At 39.7% G+C, this 22001-nt stretch carries 21 protein-coding genes and 1 pseudogene; 13 read left to right on the top strand and 9 right to left on the bottom strand.

Annotated features, from left to right (window positions below; genetic code table 11):
- Positions 1-274 precede the first annotated feature (274 nt).
- A complete protein-coding gene (locus BK581_RS08560) occupies positions 275-1189 on the top strand; it encodes a diacylglycerol kinase (RefSeq protein ID WP_078577776.1) in 915 nt (304 codons plus the stop codon).
- Positions 1190-1433: 244 nt separating this feature from the next.
- Here BK581_RS08560 and BK581_RS08555 read toward each other — a convergent pair whose 3' ends face one another.
- Positions 1434-2990 carry an ABC-F family ATP-binding cassette domain-containing protein gene (locus BK581_RS08555; RefSeq protein WP_078577775.1) on the bottom strand — a complete coding sequence of 519 codons (1557 nt, stop codon included), beginning with the start codon at positions 2988-2990 and terminating at the stop codon, positions 1434-1436.
- A 132-nt stretch (positions 2991-3122) separates the two neighbouring features.
- Between BK581_RS08555 and BK581_RS08550 the strand changes: the two genes are divergently transcribed.
- From BK581_RS08550 to BK581_RS08535, 5 genes and pseudogenes are all read left to right on the top strand, one after another.
- Positions 3123-4250 (top strand): DEAD/DEAH box helicase, encoded by a 1128-nt coding sequence (locus BK581_RS08550; protein ID WP_078577774.1) that lies wholly within the window; start codon positions 3123-3125, stop codon positions 4248-4250.
- Positions 4251-4282: 32 nt separating this feature from the next.
- Positions 4283-4690 (top strand): carboxymuconolactone decarboxylase family protein, encoded by a 408-nt coding sequence (locus BK581_RS08545; RefSeq protein ID WP_078579897.1) that lies wholly within the window; start codon positions 4283-4285, stop codon positions 4688-4690.
- Positions 4691-4821: 131 nt separating this feature from the next.
- Positions 4822-5433 carry a class I SAM-dependent methyltransferase gene (locus tag BK581_RS08540; protein ID WP_169837620.1) on the top strand — a complete coding sequence of 204 codons (612 nt, stop codon included), beginning with the start codon at positions 4822-4824 and terminating at the stop codon, positions 5431-5433.
- Between the two features lie 122 nt (positions 5434-5555).
- Positions 5556-5726: pseudogene (locus BK581_RS19830) on the top strand (SAM-dependent methyltransferase); the annotation flags it as partial.
- Between the two features lie 48 nt (positions 5727-5774).
- On the top strand, positions 5775-6335 hold the full coding sequence (locus tag BK581_RS08535; protein WP_257821961.1) for a GNAT family N-acetyltransferase: 561 nt from the start codon (positions 5775-5777) through the stop codon (positions 6333-6335).
- 102 nt (positions 6336-6437) lie between these two features.
- Here BK581_RS08535 and BK581_RS08530 read toward each other — a convergent pair whose 3' ends face one another.
- A complete protein-coding gene (locus BK581_RS08530; RefSeq protein ID WP_078577772.1) occupies positions 6438-7340 on the bottom strand; it encodes a helix-turn-helix transcriptional regulator in 903 nt (300 codons plus the stop codon).
- 274 nt (positions 7341-7614) lie between these two features.
- On the opposite strand from BK581_RS08530, the gene BK581_RS08525 reads away from it, so the two are divergent.
- Positions 7615-9882, top strand: a complete 2268-nt coding sequence (locus BK581_RS08525) for a beta-L-arabinofuranosidase domain-containing protein (protein ID WP_407690332.1) — start codon at positions 7615-7617, stop codon at positions 9880-9882.
- Between the two features lie 396 nt (positions 9883-10278).
- Here the strand turns inward: BK581_RS08525 and BK581_RS08520 are convergent, their stop codons facing one another.
- Positions 10279-11178: a pirin family protein gene (locus tag BK581_RS08520; RefSeq protein WP_078577771.1), complete on the bottom strand. Its 900-nt coding sequence runs from the start codon at positions 11176-11178 to the stop codon at positions 10279-10281.
- Positions 11179-11654: 476 nt separating this feature from the next.
- Between BK581_RS08520 and BK581_RS08515 the strand changes: the two genes are divergently transcribed.
- On the top strand, positions 11655-12182 hold the full coding sequence (locus BK581_RS08515; protein ID WP_078577770.1) for a DinB family protein: 528 nt from the start codon (positions 11655-11657) through the stop codon (positions 12180-12182).
- Between the two features lie 113 nt (positions 12183-12295).
- A complete protein-coding gene (locus tag BK581_RS08510) occupies positions 12296-13273 on the top strand; it encodes an HD domain-containing protein (RefSeq protein ID WP_078577769.1) in 978 nt (325 codons plus the stop codon).
- Positions 13274-13515: 242 nt separating this feature from the next.
- Here the strand turns inward: BK581_RS08510 and BK581_RS08505 are convergent, their stop codons facing one another.
- Positions 13516-14478 carry an ABC transporter substrate-binding protein gene (locus BK581_RS08505; protein WP_078577768.1) on the bottom strand — a complete coding sequence of 321 codons (963 nt, stop codon included), beginning with the start codon at positions 14476-14478 and terminating at the stop codon, positions 13516-13518.
- Between the two features lie 546 nt (positions 14479-15024).
- Between BK581_RS08505 and BK581_RS08500 the strand changes: the two genes are divergently transcribed.
- Both BK581_RS08500 and BK581_RS08495 read left to right on the top strand, forming a co-directional pair.
- On the top strand, positions 15025-15984 hold the full coding sequence (locus tag BK581_RS08500) for an ABC transporter ATP-binding protein (RefSeq protein WP_078577767.1): 960 nt from the start codon (positions 15025-15027) through the stop codon (positions 15982-15984).
- A 2-nt stretch (positions 15985-15986) separates the two neighbouring features.
- Positions 15987-16946 carry an ABC transporter permease gene (locus BK581_RS08495; RefSeq protein ID WP_078577766.1) on the top strand — a complete coding sequence of 320 codons (960 nt, stop codon included), beginning with the start codon at positions 15987-15989 and terminating at the stop codon, positions 16944-16946.
- A gap of 80 nt (positions 16947-17026) precedes the next feature.
- On the opposite strand, the gene BK581_RS08490 is transcribed toward BK581_RS08495, so the two are convergent.
- From BK581_RS08490 to BK581_RS08480, 3 genes are all read right to left on the bottom strand, one after another.
- A complete protein-coding gene (locus BK581_RS08490; protein ID WP_078577765.1) occupies positions 17027-17383 on the bottom strand; it encodes a group I truncated hemoglobin in 357 nt (118 codons plus the stop codon).
- Between the two features lie 146 nt (positions 17384-17529).
- Positions 17530-17955: a DUF948 domain-containing protein gene (locus BK581_RS08485; RefSeq protein WP_078577764.1), complete on the bottom strand. Its 426-nt coding sequence runs from the start codon at positions 17953-17955 to the stop codon at positions 17530-17532.
- Positions 17956-17987: 32 nt separating this feature from the next.
- Positions 17988-18332: a DUF5665 domain-containing protein gene (locus BK581_RS08480; RefSeq protein ID WP_078577763.1), complete on the bottom strand. Its 345-nt coding sequence runs from the start codon at positions 18330-18332 to the stop codon at positions 17988-17990.
- Between the two features lie 472 nt (positions 18333-18804).
- On the opposite strand from BK581_RS08480, the gene BK581_RS08475 reads away from it, so the two are divergent.
- A complete protein-coding gene (locus tag BK581_RS08475) occupies positions 18805-19386 on the top strand; it encodes a GNAT family N-acetyltransferase (protein ID WP_078577762.1) in 582 nt (193 codons plus the stop codon).
- 52 nt (positions 19387-19438) lie between these two features.
- Positions 19439-19927 carry a DUF4269 domain-containing protein gene (locus BK581_RS08470; RefSeq protein ID WP_078577761.1) on the top strand — a complete coding sequence of 163 codons (489 nt, stop codon included), beginning with the start codon at positions 19439-19441 and terminating at the stop codon, positions 19925-19927.
- Between the two features lie 335 nt (positions 19928-20262).
- Here the strand turns inward: BK581_RS08470 and BK581_RS08465 are convergent, their stop codons facing one another.
- Both BK581_RS08465 and BK581_RS08460 read right to left on the bottom strand, forming a co-directional pair.
- On the bottom strand, positions 20263-20865 hold the full coding sequence (locus tag BK581_RS08465; RefSeq protein ID WP_078577760.1) for a response regulator transcription factor: 603 nt from the start codon (positions 20863-20865) through the stop codon (positions 20263-20265).
- Positions 20862-21998: a sensor histidine kinase gene (locus BK581_RS08460; protein ID WP_078577759.1), complete on the bottom strand. Its 1137-nt coding sequence runs from the start codon at positions 21996-21998 to the stop codon at positions 20862-20864. The genes BK581_RS08465 and BK581_RS08460 overlap by 4 nt, the downstream gene beginning before the upstream one ends.
- Positions 21999-22001 lie beyond the last annotated feature (3 nt).

Below are 22001 nucleotides of genomic sequence, written 5' to 3'. Positions count from 1 at the left end.
TTCTAAACAGCTAAAATACTCTTCTGTATACTACGTCATGAAAGGGAGGAAGGAGACACAAATTTTTAAATAGTCGCAGACTGTTAAGAAACGAGAGTTCATATGACAAATTAATGAGGTTATGAACTAATTTGATGTGGGGATTATTTACATACTATTTGGCTTAGTAAAATGGTATACTGTCCTTGTTATATTTTTGAAACGTGTGATTTAACTAGCAGATGGGTTGGTATGGGAACAACGAACAATGGTGAGAGATGATGGAGGAAACATTATGAAAAAAGCGAGACTAATATATAATCCTACTTCTGGAAGAGAGCACGTGAAAAGACATCTTCCTGCTATTCTTGATTCATTAGAGAAAGCAGGATATGAAACCTCTACTCATGCGACAACCGGTAAAGACTCAGCTAAAAACGCTGCAAACTTGGCATGTGAAAGGCATTTTGATCTTGTAATCGCTGCAGGAGGCGACGGTACGATTCATGAGGTAGTTAATGGCATAGCAGAACAACCTTATCGGCCGGCGTTAGGTATTCTACCAGCTGGCACAACAAACGACTTTGCCAGGGCGTTACATATCCCGAGAAACATTAAAGAAGCCTGTGATGTGTTAGTCAACGGTCGCCCTCAGGCCATTGATGTAGGAAAAGTGGCAGATATGTATTTTATTAATATTGCAGGAGCTGGTACCTTAACAGAATTAACGTATGAAGTGCCGAGCCGGCTAAAAACGATGATGGGACAGATCGCCTATTACGTGAAAGGCTTCGAAAAACTGCCACATATTAAACCCGTCAATGTGACCATTGAATATGACGGCAGTGTCTTTGAGGGAGAAATTATGCTTTTCCTCGTTTCCAACACGAACTCAGTAGGCGGTTTTGAAAAATTAGCACCTAATGCGTATTTAAACGATGGCTTATTTGATATGATTATTTTGAAGAAAACCCGTCTGGCGGATGTGGTGAGGTTAACGGGGGCAGCTATGCGCGGGGAACATTTGAATGACGAACGGGTCATTTATGTCCAAGCAAATAGAATTAAAATTCATACTGACGATAATTTACAGCTGAACCTGGATGGTGAATTCGGTGGCAATTTACCTGGAGAATTTATTAACCTACCTAGACATATTAATATGATCGTACCTGATAAAAAACTCACATGCTTTAAAGAGTTGAAATAACTTATTTTAAAGAATATAGCGTATATTTTGTTTGGCTCATCGGGAATGCAAAATTGATTAAAGAAACCTGTTCAACAAACTGTCAAAACGATAGTTGGACAGGCTTTTTGTTATACTGTCATGAAAAAAGCGACAGTCATTCACGTTACCCTAAAACAGGATGTGAGTAAATGACTGTCACGCTTGAATGTTTATTATTTTTTACAGGTGTATGTGCTATGATGGATTTGATTTTATAAAAAAGTTAGTAAACTTTTGTCGTCCAATTCTCCCCATTCCACACATCGGTAGCAATAGCCTCGTAAAAGTCAGGCTCGTGACTAATGAGCAGAATACTGCCTTTGTAAGCTTGTAAGGCACGCTTCAATTCCTCTTTCGCTTCCACATCAAGGTGGTTCGTTGGCTCGTCAAGGACGAGGACGTTTGTTTCTGAGTTAATGAGTTTACATAAGCGAACTTTAGCTTTTTCCCCTCCGCTTAAGACAGAAACTTTGCTTTCAATGTGTTTTGTCATAAGACCACATTTTGCTAAGGCTGAACGTACTTCATATTGAGTAAAATGCGGGAACGCTTCCCATACGTCATCAATACACGATAAATTGTTTTGTTCTTTTATTTCCTGCTCAAAATAGCCGAGATGTAAATGTTCTCCTCGTTCAACACGACCTTCAAGGGGGGAGATTTCCCCGAGCAAGCTTTTTAAAAGCGTTGTTTTTCCGATACCGTTAGCCCCTGTGAGGGCAACTTTTTGCCCCCGTTCCATTCTTAAGTTTAATGGTTCGGACAATGGCTCATCGTATCCGATCACGAGGTTCGTTGCTTCAAAAATAAGCTTTCCTGGTGTACGAGCGAGTTTAAAATGGAACTCAGGAGATGGTTTTTCTTGTGAAAGCTCAATTTTCTCCATTTTATCGAGCTTCTTTTGTCGCGACATGGCCATGTTTCGTGTGGCGACACGTGCCTTGTTACGGGCGACAAAATCTTTCAGATCAGCAATTTCCTTTTGCTGCTTTTTATAAGCGGATTCCAGTTGTTGCTTTTTCACATCGTAAACATGAAGGAAGTGGTCATAGTCCCCGACATAACGATTTAGTTCGCCTGCTTCCATATGGTACACTAAATTAATGACCGAATTGAGGAACGGAATATCGTGAGAAATTAAAATAAACGCATTATCATATTCTTGTAAGTACCGCTTTAGCCATTCAATATGCTGTTCATCTAAATAGTTTGTTGGCTCATCTAACAGCAGAATATCAGGTTTTTCTAATAAAAGCTTAGCTAGCAACACTTTCGTTCGTTGTCCACCGCTTAAATCTTGCACGTCCCGCTCAAGGCCAATTTCATCAAGGCCAAGCCCACGAGCAGTTTCCTCTATTTTAGCATCAATGACATAAAAATCATTGTTAGTAAGCACATCTTGCATGACACCGACTTCTTCCAGAAGGGTTTCCATCTCGTCAGGTGTGGCATCACCCATCCGTTCATACATCAAGTTCATCTCTGCTTCCATATCAAATAAATATTGAAAGGCCCCCTTTAACACATCACGCATCGTCAACCCCTTTTCAAGGACGGTATGTTGATCAAGAAAGCCAACACGGACATTTTTAGCCCACTCTATCGTGCCTTCATCAGGGACGAGCTGACGCGTGATAATGTTCATGAAGGTAGACTTCCCTTCACCATTTGCCCCTACAAGACCAATGTGCTCCCCTTTTAACAGGCGAAATGACACGTCGTGGAAAATCTCCCTGTCACCGAACCCATGGCTTAACTTTTTAACAGATAAAATACTCATACTCTCAAACCTCTCTATAAAAAATTGGTGTCTTTGCTTCATTTAGGATAAAATCGGGTTAGATTATAATTAGACTGCGACACTATGAATAGCTGGTGCGGTTAAAAACATATCTACCATAAGGAGAATATTATGAATCCAACGACTATCATACCTGCTTTACCGACATATTTACAAGAGGCTTGGACAAAATCAGGCTTCGAAGAATTAACACCTATTCAGCAAAAGATGATTCCTGTGGCTTTAAAAGGTACTAATATTGTGGCTGAGGCTCCGACAGGATCAGGAAAAACATTGGCATACCTTCTTCCCTCTTTGGAAAAAATCGACACGTCTATTTTGCAGGCACAAGTGGTCATTGTGGCGTCTTCACGTGAATTAGTGATGCAAATATTAGATAATGTTACCAATTGGGCAACGGGAAGTGGTATTACTGGAGTCGCGCTTATAGGTGGCGCTAATGTGAAACGACAGCAAGAAAAACTAAAGAAGAAGCCGCAAGTTATTGTAGGGACGCCGGGACGACTCGTAGAATTAGTCAAGTCAAAAAAATTAAAATTGCATGAAGTGAAAACACTTGTTTTAGATGAAGCGGATCAGTTGTTTGCGAAAGAGCATATTGATGAAGTGGACATGTTGATGAAAGGTGTCATGAAAGACTGTCAGCGTATTGTATGTTCAGCTACCATCCCGAAGTATGTTGAAAAGCAAGCGGTAGAACGCATGGCGGCTGCTCCAGAGATAATCCGTATAGCACTTGATAAAGACATGCTTCAGCGAGTAGCGCACGTGTATCTCGTTGCCGAGAGACGTGAGAAGCCAAAACTGTTAAGAAAACTTGTTAATATGGAAGGCATGTATGGCTTAGCCTTCTCCAATGATATTCATGAATTAGAGACATTTGCTGAACGACTTGCTTTTCGGGGAAAAACGGTCGGTGTTCTCCATGGCACCACTGGGAAACAAGAGCGGGAACAAGCGATTAAACAATTTAGACAGGGCGAAGTCCCAATTTTAATGGCGACAGATGTGGCTTCACGTGGTCTTGATATTGATGACCTCACTCACGTTATTCAACTTGACTTAGCTAATGATATTCAACAATACGTTCATCGCTCAGGAAGAACAGGCAGGGCGGGAAAGACAGGGACGGTCGTGTCACTCGTGACAGAAGGGGAGAAAGAGCGGTTACTACAAATAGGCGCTAAACTTGGTATTACATTAGAGGAAAAATCGTTGTCTAGTGGCCAACTCGTATAAAAATGAAAGAGGCTTTGGAAGGGGATACTGAAATGCCGAGAATTGAGAAAGCAGCACATGGGGACACCCCTTTTCAACAGTTATTAGGACACAACGTACAAATTATGACGTCTTGGAACACTCTAGGTGAGACACTTGAACGAGCCGGGCGTTTAACCAGTTCTTTAAAAGAGCAAGTGAGACGGACGTTGGCACAGAAGAACGGCTGTGCTTATTGTAAAGCAAAAGGGAAGCCAGATACGGCAATTTCAGATGAAAAAACGCTCGTGGCAACAGGATTTGCCGATGTTTTCCTCACACAAAAAGGAGACATCCCAGACAGTGTGTTTCATGTGCTGAAGGACACCTTTTCAGATGAAGAAATTAGTGAACTCGTCGCTTTTATCACGTTTACGACCGCCCAGCAATATTTTGGTGCGATCATGCAACTGGAAGGATAACGCTGTGTTTAGGAGTTGACCAACGAATGTGTTACTCATTTTTTAATCCATAAAAACGCTTATGGTCAATCAGAGGACCTCCGTGTTACTCATGCTGCTAAGAGGGTGAATAACGAAGGAGGATGTTTTTCATGAGAGATGAGCAATTTTATAAAGCACTTGAAATGGGAGAAACGCTTTTTACCGGGTGGGATTTTTCCTATATCGAAGGAAGCGGCCGATGCGCTAGTAGCTTACTGCCATGGTCTTACGGAAGCAAAGCCATAACCCTTATGAGACAGTGTCGTTCCCTACTTGATATGGGGACGGGAGGTGGTGAGTTTTTATCTCTCCTGCAGCCATTTCCCTCAAAGGTTTGCGCTACGGAAGGTTATGCACCGAATGTCGCCATAGCAAAGGCCAAACTTGAACCTTTAGGGGTCTACGTTGAACAGATTTTCGATGATCATCAACTACCATTTCATGACGAGCAATTTGATTTAGTGCTAAATCGTCACGAATCATATGCGCCTCAAGAGGTGAAGCGCATTTTAAAAACGGGTGGTATCTTCTTTACTCAACAAGTAGGTTGTTTAGATGCACAGGACCTAAATAAGGCTCTTCACAAACCGGTGAATGATGAGTATATCAATTGGGATTTGAAGTTTGCTGTGAAGGCATTGCAAGATGAAGGTTTTCAGATAGTCAAAGCTGAAGAAGCCTTCCCAACGTTAAGATTTTATCCCACACTTAAGGGGCAGTAAAACCCTGAAAACTTAAGAAGATGGAAAAGTTTAGATAGGGGATAAACTGCCCCTAAAGGTCCGATAAGTTAAACTAACAATCAGTGGGGGATGGAAAACTCCCACTGATTGAAGCTTAGCTTTATGATATCGGTGCGGTATTGTATTATTTAAAAGCAATTCCGTGGCAGGTGCCTGATTTTTCTGTTGACGATTGTGAGGAAGAACTTTACGTGATTTATGAACAGATTAAACAATCTGGATTTTTTGATGTGAAGCAGCATCGTTTTTTAATAGAAGCGAAGGCTAAATAACGAAATGGGGCCATTTAATTGTCCCATCTCATATTAGGGGGAAATGGCTTGTTTAGCACAGACAGAATTCGTTTAAGGAAAATGGTGAAAGAAGATAGTGAGGTGTATCATACATGGCGAAACAATGAGCAGGTGATGATGTCTACTAGTCTTGTCATGGATCACTATTCTATAGAAGAAACGAGAGACTTCGTAACTGAGGTTATCTTGAACAGTTCCTCTTCAAAAAGTTATATTATCGAGGAAAAAGCCGATGGGAAGCCGATCGGAGTTACATCTTTAATACATATGGATTATAAAAACAGACATGCGGAATGTGTTATTGACATTGGTGATACGTCATATTGGGGACAAGGCTATGCGACTGAAGCATTGAAGCTCTTATTGTCGTACGCCTTTTCTGAACTAAACATGCATCGTATTTCTTTGCGTGTCTTCTCATTTAATGACAAGGCAATTAAACTCTATAATAAACTAGGCTTTCGTCACGAGGGTACCAGTAGAGAAAGTCTATTCAGACAAAGTCGCTGGTTCGATATTATTCACATGGGTATGTTACAAGAAGAATATAAAGCAACTGATTGGGGCTCTAAAAACTTAGTTTTTTAAATGTAAGCTTCAGGTCTGAAAAGTTTGTTAAGTTGGGCTAAGTCTCGTTTTTTACTCTGTTCGACTATAACATTGGTTCAGGCAGGCACTTTGAACGACGGCCTACTTGTTATTCATCGGTGTGCGATAGTAGGCTTCTCTATATTCCGACGGTGTCATTTTTTCATATTTTTTAAAAAAGCGCATAAAGTACTTCTCGTCTTTCATTCCGATCGTAAAAGCAATCATTTTAACGCTTTCGTTCGTTCTAGCGAGAAGTTCTTTTGCTTTAGAAAGTCTTAACATCGTAATGTACTCTTGAATGGTCATGCCTGTTTCTTTTTTAAACAGACGGGTTAAATAATCTTTATTGTAGTTAAATTCTTGCGCGATCATATTCACAGAAATATGACTTAAGGCTTGAACCCGTATCCATTCAAGAATCGCATCGAGCTTTTTCTCAGGCGATGATTTTTTAAATGACGTACTAACATGTGTAATCGTTTGTTCTGATAGCTCAATGAGTAAGGAGGTGGCTAAATAATCAACGGCGTAGTGATTATAGTAGTTTGCCTTTGATACATCTAGTAGTTGTTTACTCAAGATGCGAATTCTTTCAATATATTTTGGTCGTGAGTGTACAGGTAAAATAATCGTGTCATTATTTTTCAAAGGGGACGTATGAGGATTGGAGCGAATGCTTGTGATCTCTTGCTGGATGTCCTGATCAGATACAATGGATACAGCTGATGAAAAATTAAAATGGAACCAATAATAGGTCGTGCCAGGGTCAGACACTTTGTAACCGACATGCAGCCTGTGAGGTAGTAAAAACAACACATCACCCGGTTTCACATGATAGTGTGTATCGTTTTGTTGAATGTACAAGTCATGATGAATAGCGATAATCATCACACAAATATCAAGATGTCGTTTCATATGGCTCCAGCCTTCTCCAGCCACGAATTGTCCTCCATGTAGGAAGTCGATGGGAGATAATACATCGGCTTTTATAAATTCTTTCATATGCACACCCCTTTAACCGTATATTCGTCATCGCCACTTGCCCTGCCTGCTCCTAACGCATTTTCAACTAACTTACTTCTTAATTTTAGCACAGATAACCGTCCGTAAAACGCCCTCTGATTGAAGATTCGTATTATCATATAAAGTGATGAAGAGGCACGATGAGTTTACAATATAAAAGTCGTAAAAGTCCACCTATTATTCCAGTTTCACTACCGTTAAAATGAGTTAGAAATGCTAACATTTAGTTAAGTTAAAACTATTTAGATAGGGAGTGCGGCTAGTGTTGAATGAGTTTGCGTTACACGATGTGACGATTACTGACGGACCTATAAAAAAAGCGATGGCTCTCAATGAAGCTTATTTACTTGAATTGGAGCCTGACCGCCTTCTGTCTCGGTATCGAGAATATGCTGGTTTAAAACCGAAAGCCCCTAATTATAAAGGTTGGGAGGACATGGGTATTTCAGGGCACACACTTGGCCACTATTTATCTGCTTGTGCCATGATGTGGGCGACCACAGGGAATAAAGACATTAAGGAACGTGTGACGTATATAGTAGACGAGTTAGCATTGTGCCAGAAAAGTGATGGAGACGGTTTTATATCTGGTATTCCACGGGGTAAAGAGATTTTTGAAGAAGTGAGAGCGGGAAATATTATCTCTCAAGGTTTTGATCTTAATGGTGGTTGGGTCCCACTGTATTCACTGCATAAAGTATTTGCAGGACTTCGAGATGCCTATTATTACGCCGACAATAAAAAAGCATTGGACGTGGAGAAAAAGCTAGGTGAGTGGCTCGCAAGAATCGTTAACCCACTAAACGAAGCACAATTGATGGCGTTATTGAGATGTGAATACGGAGGTATGAACGAAGTTCTCGTTGACTTAGCAGAAGATACAAAGAATGATACCTTTTTAGCGTTAGCTGATAAATTTTATCACAAACCCATCCTTGATCCGTTAAAGGAACAAAAGGACACCTTAGCAGGCAACCATGCGAACACACAAATACCGAAAGTGATTGGTTTGGCTAAAAAATATGAAGCCACAGGTGACGAGAATTCACGGGAGATTGCAGAGTTTTTTTGGGAACGAGTCGTGAACCATCATTCATATGTTATCGGGGGTCATAGCTATGCAGAACATTTCGGAGAGCCAGATAGGTTGAATGCAAGGTTGGGAGCGACCACATGCGAAACGTGTAATACGTACAATATGCTAAAGCTCACACGCCATACGTTTAAATGGAACCAGTTGGCTGAACAGGCTGATTATTATGAACGGGCACTATTTAATCATATTTTAGCTTCTCAGCACCCGGAAGACGGTCGTGTTAATTATTTTCTTTCGTTAGATATGGGTGGGCAGAAAGATTATCGGTCAAAGTTTGGAGAATTCTCATGCTGTGTAGGGACAGGGATGGAGAATCATGCAAGCTATGGTAAAGGTATTTATTATTATAGTGAAAAGTCTCTTTTTATTACACAATATCTTCCTTCCACGTTAAAGTGGCAAGAATATGGGGTGGAAGTCATTCAAAAGACAGCTTATCCTGACGACGAACACATAAACGTAGCATTTCACACTGAGCAACCAATTAAACTAGCTGTCAATCTACGCGTGCCGTACTGGGCTGAAAAAGGAGTCCACGTAAAAATAAATGGAACGTCTATTGAAGTGAACGATACACCGTCACAGTTTATTACAATTGAGCGCGTTTGGTCTCAAGGTGACACAATCGATTTGACGTTGCCTATGTCTCTTAGAATTGAAACCATGCCCGATAACACTAATCGCATGGCCTTCATGTATGGTCCGCTCGTATTAGCGGGAGAGGTTAATCGTAACGAAACAATAGAATCAGATGACAGGCTCAGTGACGTGTTTCCTGTCCCTGTCTTAATAAGTGAGAAAGGTCATTTATTAGACCATTTTCATAAAGATAAACAATCGTTTATGTGGAAAACGGAGGGGCTTGGGTATCCTCATGATGTTCACCTTATACCGTTTTACAAAATGCACGACCACCAATATACCGTATATTGGGATGTCTTTTCGAAAGAAGAATGGCAAAAAGCTGAGAGTGGATACAAATTGGTTTTGGAACAGCATCGGTTAGAACAAGAGAGAACAGTGGATGTGGTTCAGCCGGGGGAGATGCAGCCGGAAAGAGATCATCATTTTAAAGGTGAACATGTCTCTCATGGTTCTGTATTTAACCGTGCTTATCGTAGTACATGGAAAAATGGGTGGTTTTCGTTCGAATTGGCCGTGTTGCCTGCCATTGTGATGCAGCTTGTCGTCACCTATCCGCTTGAAGAAGACGACACAATTGGATTTGACATTTTTGTTGATGAGCAGTGTATCACCAACGATCTCATAAGATCCGACGACTTAAATCAATTCACATATTCCACATACCTCCTTCCGTATGAACTGACAAAAGGAAAAGAGCACGTCACTATTACATTTAAGTCACTTGCCGAACATCGTGTAGCGAAAGTGTCCGGGATAAGCACGGTCAAACGTCATTATTAGAATATCGCCAATCTACCATCTTTGTGATTAGACAGGCGATATTCGTATGCCAATAAATTGGCCCTTATGAAAGTCGTATTAATCTACTAATTGTTGTGAACTGTCTACTTAATATTGGCTAGGGATAGAATAAACGAATTAGATGGAGAAGCCATTTAAAAAGAAAGGCTTGTTGTGAATTTATGACATGAACCCATTTCATCATATAAAAGACATCTGTAAAAAAAGATAATTCATTGACCTTTTGCTCCAGACGAGTGTTTCTTTGAGGGGGCTATTCAGCTAATTGATGCGATAAATCCTTTTTCAACATGGGCCTTACTCGAATTAAGATGTATTGACGAAAAATCTTGGATAAGAAAAGAGCTGCCTCAGCGTAATGGAGGCAGTCTTGTGTTAAATGGCCGGTGGACCGAATTTTCCGTCGTGGTAATCACGATAAGCTTCTTTAATTTCATCCATCGTGTTCATGACGAAAGGTCCGTACGGAACAATGTGTTCCTTAATAGGTAAACCGCTATAAAAAAGGAGCTTTGTTCGCCGCTCGTTAGCAATCAATCGACAATCACTCTCTACGTGGGAATCTCCCGTTTCATCGTATTGAAACGTAGCAACACCGTGTTTTTTAAGCTGTACCTCTTCGTCTCCCCCTTTACCAATCGTCACGTCGCCCGATAGGACGTATAAGAAAGCATTGTGATTAGCAGGAGTACGGTGGATGTATTCGGCTCCTTCCTCTAAATTAATTTCCGTTAATGTCATAGGGACGATTGTTTGTAAAGGCCCTGTTATGCCTGCAATAGAGCCGGAGAACACTTTTAAGGTACCACCGGGAATTGCGACGACAGGCGCCTTTTCCGCATAGACATTTTGATAAAAAGTATCAGTTTTTTTCTTTTCTTTCGGCAAATTTACCCACAATTGCAAGGTGTGGGCAATATCATTTTCTACCCCGTCTTCTGCGTGTCTTGCTGCCCAGCCAGCATTCATATATTGAACATCACCAGCTTGTAAAATGTCTCTGCCTCCTGCATTATCAATATGCTCTAGGCGACCGTCAATCACATACGTGACCGTTTGAAAGCCTCTATGAGGATGATCAGGAAATGTTCCTTTTTTAAACCAATCTTCGGCCATTAAAATAAAAGGGTCACAGTCAGCCCATTTGTCTACTGGCAATACCCATCCTTTTTGAATAGCGGGAAGCGTTTCTTCACTATATTGAACGTACCAATGATCTTTTATGAGTCTATTCAATGTCTTTCCCTTCTTTTTTTTTAGTAAGTAAGCTATCATAATGAGCATATCAATAAAAGTCAGGAAATGAAAATATGCTGCTTACTCAGCTTTTTAGATAAAAGAATATCAAAAGCAAACCGCCTGTTTGGGAGCAACAGGCGGTTTGCTTTAAGAGGAGTAGAAGGCATCTACACATACGCACGGAAATTTCCTAAGAGAAAGAAAGTTTCCTATGGTAAACATTATAAATTTAAACCCAATTCATGTCAACTGTTAAATGAAAATAGGTAAAATCTCTTGTCCTCTTCTCCTTGATACCCTCATGTTTGTAACGATTAATGAAAGGGATAACACAAAGTAAAAGTTTTATTTATACACCATATAAATGGTAAAAGATGCTAAGATAGTCTATGTGACTTATCTAAAAATATAAAAGGGAGCTTTTATGATGATAGTCTAATGAAGGCATCAGACATCACAAAAGATGTAGTTTCCAAAACATAAATAATACTGATGCTCGTGGAGGAATGTAAATGAAGGATTATCCTCTAATCTCTGTTAACGGATACTCAGAAAAAATAGGTGCCCTTGTCTGGATGCTTGAAAATGCTAGAAGCGTGACATTGGATGAGGTGATGGCACTTAATGAGGATAAATTAGATACCCGCCTTCAAGGCAACGGGAATACCATTGCGACACTTTTAATGCACATAGCGGCAATTGAATACGTGCACCAAATTCTCACATTTGAACAACGAGACTTAACCGAGAAAGAATATGCTAAATGGCAGTCAGCTTTAGAGCTTGGAGAAAAAGCTTGTGAGGTCTATAAACAACAGCCGTTGAGCTATTATATAACGGTCTTACAGCAAGTGAGAGAACAAACATTAACGTTCTTAAAAACCCAACATGACAGCTGGCTGTTTGAAGAAGATAAATGGCCTAATGGCGTGCCGATTAATCATTATTATCTTTGGTATCATATGTTAGAGGACGAAATTAGCCATCGTGGCCAAATAAGAATGATGATACGGCAATTAAGTGAAAACAAATGTCATTGAAGTGACATTAAAGACTGTTCAGTAAAGAATGGCTGTGGCTCTCACTGACCTAATCGATAAAGGCCAAACTCATAAAACTTTGAGCTGCAAATAATCAAAAGAGGAGAGTCATGATGATCGTAACAGACCCGTTGTACGGATCGTTTAACGTAGACAAGGTGTTAGCTAATATTATTGAGAGTGAGCCAGTCCAAAGATTGAAAGGGATTCACCAAGGAGGGGCGAGCTACTTAGTAAACCGTGATTGGAATGTGACGAGATATGAGCATTCTTTAGGTACGATGCTGCTCGTCAAACATCTAGGTGGTTCCTTAGAAGAACAAATAGCTGCGCTGTTACACGATGTCTCTCACACTGCCTTTTCTCACGTGATCGACGCTGTTTTCGAGCATGACCAAGAGGATTATCATGAAAAAATCTATGAACAAGTGATTGGAAAGTCAGACTTACCGATCATATTATTACAACACGGTTACGACTATGAGGAACTGCTTTTTGACCATGGCCAGTGGCAGTTACTTGAACAGCCACCCCCGACACTTTGCGCCGATAGAGTGGATTATACGTTACGTGATATGTATACATATGGTCATATTACGAAGGAGGAGGTCACCAAGTTTATCGCTGATCTGACTGTAATTGAAGGGGAAATGGCGGTGAAGACGGTGTCGTCGGCTGAGTGGTTTGTCAGCACTTATTTTAAAGAAGTCATTGGCTTTTTCATGCACCCTTTAAATGTATACGGATATGAAGCGCTGGCGAGTTTATTAAAAACGGCGCTCAACGCAAACATTCTGACGGAGGATGATTTTTTGGACGATGACGCCCGGGTGATGGCAAAGTTAACAGCCTCTTCAAACAAAGGTATTCAAACACAATTAAGCAGGTTGCATCCGCATGTAACGGTCGTTGAAGCGGATACTCACTATACTTTTCATCGGAAAAATAAAGTGAGGCTCATTGATCCTCTCGTGTATACTGATGGGGGTTTGAAGCCTGTTTCTCACCTCTCCGAGAAGGCTAAAAGCATGATTAATCAGACTAAAGAAAAAGCGTTGGCAGGCTCGTATGTGAAAGTGATTGCTTATTGATAAATGATAATTAACATGTTGTCATTTATTGTTTCAAGTAAAAAGAAGCGCGTGAGTGTCGCGAAAGCCTCAAATCAGCGCCACTCAAACGAAAAGAAGCGCGAGAGTGTCGCGAAAGCCTCAAATCAGCGTCACTCTCTTTTTATTCGTTAGCTAACATCTAGGTACCGTTCAATTAAATTCCGCTGTTTCTCATGTGCCCTGAAGTTCTAAAATGATTATCAAAGTAAGTAGCCTGACAGTTATTCGATTAAAGCTTCTTCAATTAGATCTAAGGATTTATTTTTAATGTTTGGATAGTCACTGATGACCCAAGGCGGCATAAAATAGACTTGGTCATTTTCTACTGCCGTTAGGCTATTCCAAATAGCGCTCTCCATAAGAGTGTTTAATTGCTCCTCAGCTTCTGGGTCATCAACAGCATTTGGCCCTCCATTTTCAAGAAAGATATGGTCAGCATCATATGTTGTCAGTGCCTCAAGCGAGATTGTTTCAACTTTATCAAGGTTTTCCAATCCTTCCACAGGTGTAAGTTCTAAGTCATGAAACAGTGTCGCACTCAAATTAAAGTCTGTCCCATGAACACGGATCTCTTTAGGCATAACACGTAAATATAAGAATGTTTCATCAGCTTCAATGTTTTCTTCAAGCTTAGTACGGAGAGCTTCAGCTTTCTCATCATAATCTTTCAACCATTCCTCAGCTTTCTCTTCCTTATCAACGATAGCGGCAACTTCTTTAAAGCTATCCCGCCAATCATCCGGTGCAGATAAAAGAATGGTAGGCGCAATTTTGCTTAATGAATCATAAATCCCTTCTTCACTTGTTCGCGCAATAATAAGGTCAGGCTTGGCCTCTAATAATGCCTCAATGTTGACATCATCCCCAAGAGGCACTATGCCTTCGAGGGACGTGTTCTCTATGTAAGGGAGGTTTGTCTCACCTAAATAAGTCGTCATAGCATGAGGCCTTATATCTAAAGCTATCAATGTGTCTGCAAGACGATAATCAAGGACAGCAATTTTTTCAGGTGTTCCCACAATGGTTGTCTCACCGCCTTCATGAGTAATAAGCCGTTCATCTGTAGTCACGTCTTCATTGTTAGTGTCTGTACTTGTTTCATGACGTGTGTCAGCACTATTACAAGAAGCCAGTACAACAATGAAGAGTAGGCTTAAAGGAAATAAAATAACTTTTTTCATCATGCTGTTCCTCCAATTTCTTAATTGATAATGATAATCATAATCAATTAAGAAGGCGAACGTCAACACTTTATTTTAGAGAAATGCACTAAAAATAAGCTTACGATTCTACCATCACGATAATTTATCAAGAAACCTACAAAACTAAAAAGTATTTAAATGAAATTAATGAGTGTGGTCTATCATTGACGATGATGGCTTGAGGGAAATCAATAGAGATGGGAAAAGTTAACTGAAGAAAAGGCTTTGGGAAAGGGCCGTCTGTAGCAGAAGATCACTGCATGAGTTGTTTTTTATAGGTGTGTTGTGTAGGAGTAAAAATGTTTTAAACAAGGAAATTATTATAAAATAGTTGAAAAATAGCTAAAGTGTGTTAGTGTATATATAGATATTAACAGTGGTATTGTAGATTTTATCTAAGGGTGAAACTTTTATTGGTAAACACCGTATACGTATTAATAGCATCATTTTTAAATTTTAAACACAAGTTTGTAAGTTATTAAAGAAATAAGTGTCATAGTTTTTATGATTCTAAAGGAGTGTCAAGAGATGAGTGAAATTGTGTTAGACATTAGTAATCTTACGAAGCGTGTACAAAAGAATAAAAAAATTGTTGATAGCGCCTCGTTTCAAATGAAAAAAGGGGAAATTCTCGGTCTGCTAGGACCTAATGGAGCAGGTAAAACAACGACGATTCGCATGATTGTCGGCCTCATTAAAAAAACGGAAGGAAGCGTCAAAATTAATGGACGCGACCTTGATGAAGAAGGACAGGCGTGTAAATCAGAAGTTGGTGCTATCGTTGAAAACCCAGCCTTCTACGATTATATGAGTGGTTATAAAAATTTACAGCAATACGGCCGTATGGCGAAAAAGGAGATTCCTCCGGAGCGTTATGAGGAAGTGATTGAGCTTGTAAAATTAAAGCATGCCATCAACGATAAAGTGAAAAAATATAGTTTAGGGATGAAGCAACGTTTAGGTGTGGCGCAAGCACTACTACATAATCCCGCTGTGTTAATTTTAGATGAACCGACAAATGGACTCGATCCTAAAGGAATTAGAGAGCTCCGTGATTATTTACAACAACTAGCGAATGAAGGGATTTCAACACTGGTTTCTTCCCATTTATTATCCGAAATGCAATTAATGTGTGACAGAGTAGTTATTATGGAACAAGGCAAAATTATAAATGTGACGACTATTGAAAGCTTGAATGAAAGTAATGAAACAGAAGATCAAGTGATTGCTTTACGTCTTAATGCATCACAGGTTAACAAAGCTAATGACTTATTAAATGCTATGGAAACCGTTACTGTCATGGAAAAAGAAAATGGTCATATTCTTGTTGTAAAAACATCATATGACCATATTCCCACATTGAATAAAAAACTTGTTGAAGCAGCTATTGACATCTATGCTATTGAATTAAGGAAAGCCTCTTTAGAAGATAAGTTCCTTGCATTGACGGCTGATGGGGAAGCAAAGCTTCAAAAGGAGGCTGAATAACAATGTTGTCCTTATTAAAAAATGAATGGATTAAGTTATGGAATAAAAAACAAACGTGGGCATTCGCTGCCCTTATTATCGCCATTTCTTTCGGTGCTGCCCTTTTATTTTCTCTTGTTCTTACGGAGGATGTAGCGAGTGAGGACGGGTGGGAAATGACCCTAGAAAGGGAGATTGCGGAACAAGAAGAAATACTAGCAAGTGAGCCTGATGATGAATGGGAGATTGAATATGCAGAAAGTGTCATTGCAGAGAATGAACAGCTATTAGAAGCAGGTGTGGATCCAAATGCTAACAACAACATGATTTTCTTAAACGATTCATTTCTTTTTGTGGCATCATTTATCACACTCTTTTCTGTTATTGTTGCCAGCTCAATTGTGTCTTCTGAGATTGATAATAACACGATGAAGCATTTGCTCATTCGACCTTATGAGCGCTGGCAAATTCTTTTATCAAAATTTGTTACGGTATTAGCTTTTACGCTAACGCTTATCGGGTTATTACTCGTTAGTAATCTGATCTTTGGTACACTCTTCTTTGGGACAGGTAGTTTCTCATCTCCTGTTAGCGAATTAACGATGAACGAAGGAAATGTCATAACGGCTGTTAATGAGGTTTTGCCGGCAAAGATTGGTCTCTATTTCTTAAATATGCTGATGTTTGTCATCATTTCCTTTGCCATTTCTATTTTATTTAAAAGTCAAACATTGGCAGTCGGTATTGGGATATTCATTTTATTTAGCACCTCGATCCTCCAAGGTTTAACAATGTTGCTAGAGGAGTATGCGTGGTATAAATTTATTTTCCTGCCGCATTTAAGTTTACCGACATATGCCGTGGAAGATCACATTTTACAAGATGTCGGTCTTGGCTTTTCCTTAATGATCTTAGCCATTTACGGAATTATTTTTATGGCTGCATGCTTCACCTACTTCCAAAAACGTGATTTGGCGGATTAATCAATAAACATGCCCCTTCTCCCATTAAGTTTTGGGAAAGGGGCATTCGCTTTATCAGTGTAATGTTTAGTGAATTGAGTTTATTTATACATAATATTCGGCGCTAAAGTCGCCACTTTTTCCATGACCTGCTCAATGTCATCGTCAGAAACGTTTAACTCTTCGAGAGTCGCTTTTAAATGGTTAGCAATCGCATTAAAGTGTTCTGGTTGAATGTTCATATTCTCATGAGCTTTCTCCATTGAAAGACCACTATATTGGTGCGGTCCACCTAGTGCATATGATAAAAACTTAGTTTGATGCTGGCGCTGTTTTGTCATATCAGTGTTGGTGAAAAAATGATTTACCGTTTCATCCGCTAAGACCTTATCATAAAATCTGTCTACGGCTGTTTCAATGGCTGATTCGCCACCTAGCTTGTCATAAAGTGTGGTCATCTTATCTCCTCCATCTGTATTAATGATATTTAAACTGTTGTAATAGTGTAAAACCATCACTCAAATCTGTCAGTGATATAGATCACAGTCCAAAAAGTAAAACCTCAAAAACAGTTGGCTGTTTTGAGGTTTAGAAAAAAAGGACGTTATTTGTCTCGTTCTTTTTTCATTTGTCTTAAATAATAAATAAATGCAGCGCCTCTCAATAGACCTTCCAAATTGTTTTTATCAGTAAATTGAGCAGCTGCTTCTCCACGTTCAGCTTTATTTGATGTGAATTTGACTAAGGTGGATGTTAAATGATGTGCTGATTCTCCTGTATCATGAATAATATCAAACAGTGGATTAAGCTTTCCAATTTTGTCATTTACGTCGGCCAATGTTTCGTTCGTGTTATACAAAAGTACTGTGGCTTCTCCTGCCATTTCTCCAATGCTTTTATTAACTGTTTCCACCGTGGCTGCTGTATTCTCAAGTGTAGCAGCAAGCTTCTTCATAACAGGAATTAAAATAATGACGAATCCAGCGCAAGCTAATGATAAAATAAATACTGCAATCCCTAACCAGTCCATATGTATCACCTCTAAAAAGTTTTATTGGGGCTTTATTCTTGTCGATACGTTTCAATCATGTCCAACAGTTGTGCAATATAATCACCTATAACAGGCAATGACACGGTATTGTATAAAATGAGAAAGAAGATACCAAGAAAAATAGCTGTCCCTAATGTGAGACCGACGCCGCGAGCAACACCTGCCAGGAGATTGACCTTTATCACTTCCTTTTTATTTGTGAAATGATAAGCCATATCTTTCAAATGCCCCTTTGTCGTCATATCTTCCAGCTTATCTAACAATTTTTCAAAGCGCTCATTTTCTTCGTGCCGTTTGTCGTCCCCTCTTGATTTTGAAGGTAATTTTCGTCTTTGTTGATCAGGTGTTAAAGGCAATAAGAGCACTCCTCTCAGCGAGATTCAGTGCTATAGCTTTTCCCCTTTGTCTTCTATTGTAAACTAACGATCGCTGACCTTCCAGAGTGACATGACGATCAATGCAAAAAAAATGGGAGAAATATGCTAAAATAAAAGCACTTAAATGTTATGTTATAGGGAGACTTTAGTTAAACTTGAATTGACTTTCTACGTATTAATTTAAATTTTAAGTAGTTTTAGAGGTATAAACGTTACACTTCACGTTGACACAGAAGGTATTCAAAGATTAACTAAACAATCACCACTTAACCATTGCTCCTAGCCATTATAATAGGTTAAATAGTATTGCTTTAATGACAGTGAAGAGATCTAAAATTGGATGAGGGGGGAGGAAGTTTAACAGCTGTTAATAGCAAATATGTTGTAATTTTTTTACTATAATCACAGTTAATTCCGTTACACTAAAAATCATACGAGAGGGGATTTTTCAATGAATCCAATATTACTAGATTTTCCAAATGAAATGACATCGGATCGACTTATCATTAGGTTGCCACAATATGGTGACGGAGAAGCCGTTCACGAAGCTATAGCAGCTTCTGATGAATTGAAAAAATGGCTTCCGTTTGCGAAGAAAGAGCAAACGCCTGAAGAGGTGGAAATCAATGTACGAGAGGCACACATTAACTTTTTAAAGCGTGAAGATTTACGACTTCACATCTTTGAAAAAGAAACAGGTCAGTTTATAGGTTGTTCCGGTCTCCATCGTATTGATTGGGAGGTACCGAAAGTTGAAATCGGTTATTGGCTTGATTCACGTTATACAGGAAAAGGTTATATCACTGAAGCCGTGGAACGAATAACACAATTTGCTTTCCAAGAATTAAAAGCGAAACGAGTGGAAATTAGATGTGACCCTAAAAACAAGAAAAGTCGCGCGGTCCCTGAACGACTGAACTTTGAGCTTGAGGGCATCATTAGAAATGATGAATGGTCAATGGACGGGAAGGAATTAAGGGATACATGCATTTTTGCTAAAGTGAGCGAATCGATATCATGGGGAGAGCAATGAATGGACAGGATATACTAGCCTATTTAAAAAAGGGGATGCCCATCAGTACCGTGTGTTTCAGGCGATAAAGAAGACACAGATTTTTGAGAAATTAACAGCGTATCAACCGACTGTGTGTGGCACCTTCCCTTTAGGGATTCATCTCTATGATTCCGATGTGGATGTTATTTTGAACGTGTCGGATTTCACACGCTTTGATGACATGGTGATCTCTCTTTATGGAGACGAGAAAGGATTTACACAAAAACGTCGAATAATCAGAGGACAGCCAGTGACAAAAGCGACGTTCTTAATAGACGACGTTCCTTTTGATTTATTCGGTCAAGATCAGCCTGTTACAGCACAATACGCTTACTTACATATGATGATTGAACATCGGTTGTTAGCGAGGGATTCTACTATGAAAGGCAAGATCATTAAGTTAAAAAAACAAGGGTATAAAACGGAATCCGCTTTTTTCCGTTTATTAGGACTTCAAGGAGACCCTTATGAGCAATTACTGATATATGGAAAGTCTGAAGGGCTGATTGAAACATCATGAGAAAATGTGTCTTACACAAAAAACGTGTTTTTTTGATATGAGGGCGCGAGGTCACTAAAAAGTGATGCTCCTTTATTATTTTGTGCTCACCTGATTTTATGGGATTAATACTACGAACCGAGCTGGCCGTATGGGCGGCTTACAGCGGAGGAGAATTAAATAAAAGAGGGACGACGGGAAGGATAGTCCGTCGTCCGTTCACTTTTTTTCATATGTGATGTGTTGGTTTTTAGGACAGGTTGTTGTAAGGGCAAAATAAAGAATGATCACAAGGGGACAGTTCAGGTTCGCGCTTTATTAAAAAGTGTCAGCAGAAAAATAACGCTTTTCGAGTTTTATATCCACCCTTTTTCTTCAGCCACTTTCACGGCTTCCATTCTGTTTTTCGTTTCAAGCTTTGCGATAGCTTCAGAAATATAATTTCTCACTGTTCCGTTTGATAAATAAAGGGTTTTACTAATTTCTTTCACTGTTTTGCCTTCACGGACGCAAGTCAAAATTTCTTGTTCACGATCTGTGAGCGGGTTTTTTTGTTTACTCTGAACAAACACTAATTCAGGAGCTATTTCCCTTTTCCCTTTCATCACGTTTCTGATGGCTTCAGCTAGTTCCTCACTTGGCCCATCTTTCAGTAAATACCCGAAAACATCGGCTTCAATGGCCCGCTCAAAATAACCTGGGCGTGCGAACGTCGTTAAAATAATCACTTTACATGGATGACCGTCACGTTTAAGCGACTCGGCGACTTGAAGACCAGATTTAAGTGGCATTTCAATATCAAGTAAGCACACATCCGGATTAAGTTTATGAATCAATGAAAGGGCTTCTTCCCCATCAGAGGCCTGGCCGACTACGTCCATATCTTTTTCAAGGTTAAGTAAGAGCCCGAGGGCTCCCCTTAGCATTTGTTGATCTTCCGCTAACACTATTTTAATCATAATGACGCTCCTGTTCGCATTTCTTTAATGGAAAGAGGGATGACACATGTTAACGTCGTGCCTTCAGATGAACTGATCGTCATCTTACCATCAAGAAGAGCTAGCCGCTCTGTCATGCCCTTTAATCCCGTACCAGAACCGTTTTCTTTATTAATGCCTTTACCATTATCCCAAACAGATAGTTGGAGGCGAGAAGGATGCTCACTTAATGAAACCTCACAACGTGAGGCGTGACTGTGCTTAACGACATTCGTGACCGCTTCTCGAAGACAAAGACCAAGAATATTCTCTGCTAGTTTAGGAGAAGATTCTGGGAGAGTGACGTTCGAATACTTAAAGTCTATTTGCGCAGCTTGAAGAATGAGCTCAGCATGTGCGATTTCAGCTGTGAGACTCGTCGTTTGCATGTCTGACACGAGCTCTCTCATTTGCTTTAAAGCTGTCCTTGACGTCGTTTCGATGTCTTTTGCTTCCTGTTGCGCTAAATAAGGATCGTTAACAGCTGTTTTAGCGATGACTTGGCTTTTTAATGTAATAAAAGATAGCGTGTGACCAAGCGTATCGTGAAGGTCTCGGGATATTCGTGTTCTCTCTTCTAGCTTTACCAGTTCTTTAATACGATCATTTGCTTGGTCAAGTTGTTTTTCAAGCGCCGCTTTTTTAGTCATCTCTCTATATCCAATAGGTGTTGACAACATAATGAGTATAAAAGGAATGAGAACTATTAAATCGTTTAAAGAGAGGGCGGACCATGTCATGCCCGTGCTCAGTAAAATCACAAGGAGTAAACCTGACCATGCTATAAAGAAAGCCCTTTTCTCTTTGTACAAGCTAATAAAATGGGCTGTAAAAAAACAAAGGAATACATTGAAAAGAGAATTAATGATAACGAGTGTCAAAATGATCGCTAATTGAAGGGCAATCCAAAATGAATAGCTCGGTGTATCTAGTGTGAAATATAACTGTCTGTAAGTGATAATAAAAATGACAAGGAGACTATAGCCAAACAGTTGAATATGACTAGGTTCACTCATTAAATTAGCTATCGGTAATAACACATATAATAAAAACACGTAAGGAAGGATTCCTTGGTCTTTCGGAAAAAGCTCAAACGTGTGGCGGTCAGCCGTCATAAC

Source organism: Salipaludibacillus agaradhaerens, from assembly GCF_002019735.1.
GTDB classification, from domain to species: Bacteria; Bacillota; Bacilli; order Bacillales; family Salisediminibacteriaceae; genus Salipaludibacillus; species Salipaludibacillus agaradhaerens.
Note: the sequence above shows the minus strand (reverse complement) of the source record. Positions and strands in the feature narration are given on the sequence as shown.

Bases quoted from the DNA above. Each gene is read 5' to 3' on its own strand.
- BK581_RS08560 (WP_078577776.1), top strand. From the start codon at position 275: ATGAAAAAAGCGAGACTAATATATAATCCTACTTCTGGAAGAGAGCAC.
- BK581_RS08555 (WP_078577775.1), bottom strand. From the start codon at position 2,990: ATGAGTATTTTATCTGTTAAAAAGTTAAGCCATGGGTTCGGTGACAGG.
- BK581_RS08550 (WP_078577774.1), top strand. From the start codon at position 3,123: ATGAATCCAACGACTATCATACCTGCTTTACCGACATATTTACAAGAG.
- BK581_RS08545 (WP_078579897.1), top strand. From the start codon at position 4,283: ATGCCGAGAATTGAGAAAGCAGCACATGGGGACACCCCTTTTCAACAG.
- BK581_RS08540 (WP_169837620.1), top strand. From the start codon at position 4,822: ATGAGAGATGAGCAATTTTATAAAGCACTTGAAATGGGAGAAACGCTT.
- BK581_RS08530 (WP_078577772.1), bottom strand. From the start codon at position 7,340: ATGAAAGAATTTATAAAAGCCGATGTATTATCTCCCATCGACTTCCTA.
- BK581_RS08520 (WP_078577771.1), bottom strand. From the start codon at position 11,178: ATGATAGCTTACTTACTAAAAAAAAAGAAGGGAAAGACATTGAATAGA.
- BK581_RS08515 (WP_078577770.1), top strand. From the start codon at position 11,655: ATGAAGGATTATCCTCTAATCTCTGTTAACGGATACTCAGAAAAAATA.
- BK581_RS08510 (WP_078577769.1), top strand. From the start codon at position 12,296: ATGATCGTAACAGACCCGTTGTACGGATCGTTTAACGTAGACAAGGTG.
- BK581_RS08505 (WP_078577768.1), bottom strand. From the start codon at position 14,478: ATGATGAAAAAAGTTATTTTATTTCCTTTAAGCCTACTCTTCATTGTT.
- BK581_RS08500 (WP_078577767.1), top strand. From the start codon at position 15,025: ATGAGTGAAATTGTGTTAGACATTAGTAATCTTACGAAGCGTGTACAA.
- BK581_RS08495 (WP_078577766.1), top strand. From the start codon at position 15,987: ATGTTGTCCTTATTAAAAAATGAATGGATTAAGTTATGGAATAAAAAA.
- BK581_RS08490 (WP_078577765.1), bottom strand. From the start codon at position 17,383: ATGACCACACTTTATGACAAGCTAGGTGGCGAATCAGCCATTGAAACA.
- BK581_RS08485 (WP_078577764.1), bottom strand. From the start codon at position 17,955: ATGGACTGGTTAGGGATTGCAGTATTTATTTTATCATTAGCTTGCGCT.
- BK581_RS08475 (WP_078577762.1), top strand. From the start codon at position 18,805: ATGAATCCAATATTACTAGATTTTCCAAATGAAATGACATCGGATCGA.
- BK581_RS08465 (WP_078577760.1), bottom strand. From the start codon at position 20,865: ATGATTAAAATAGTGTTAGCGGAAGATCAACAAATGCTAAGGGGAGCC.
- BK581_RS08460 (WP_078577759.1), bottom strand. From the start codon at position 21,998: ATGACGGCTGACCGCCACACGTTTGAGCTTTTTCCGAAAGACCAAGGA.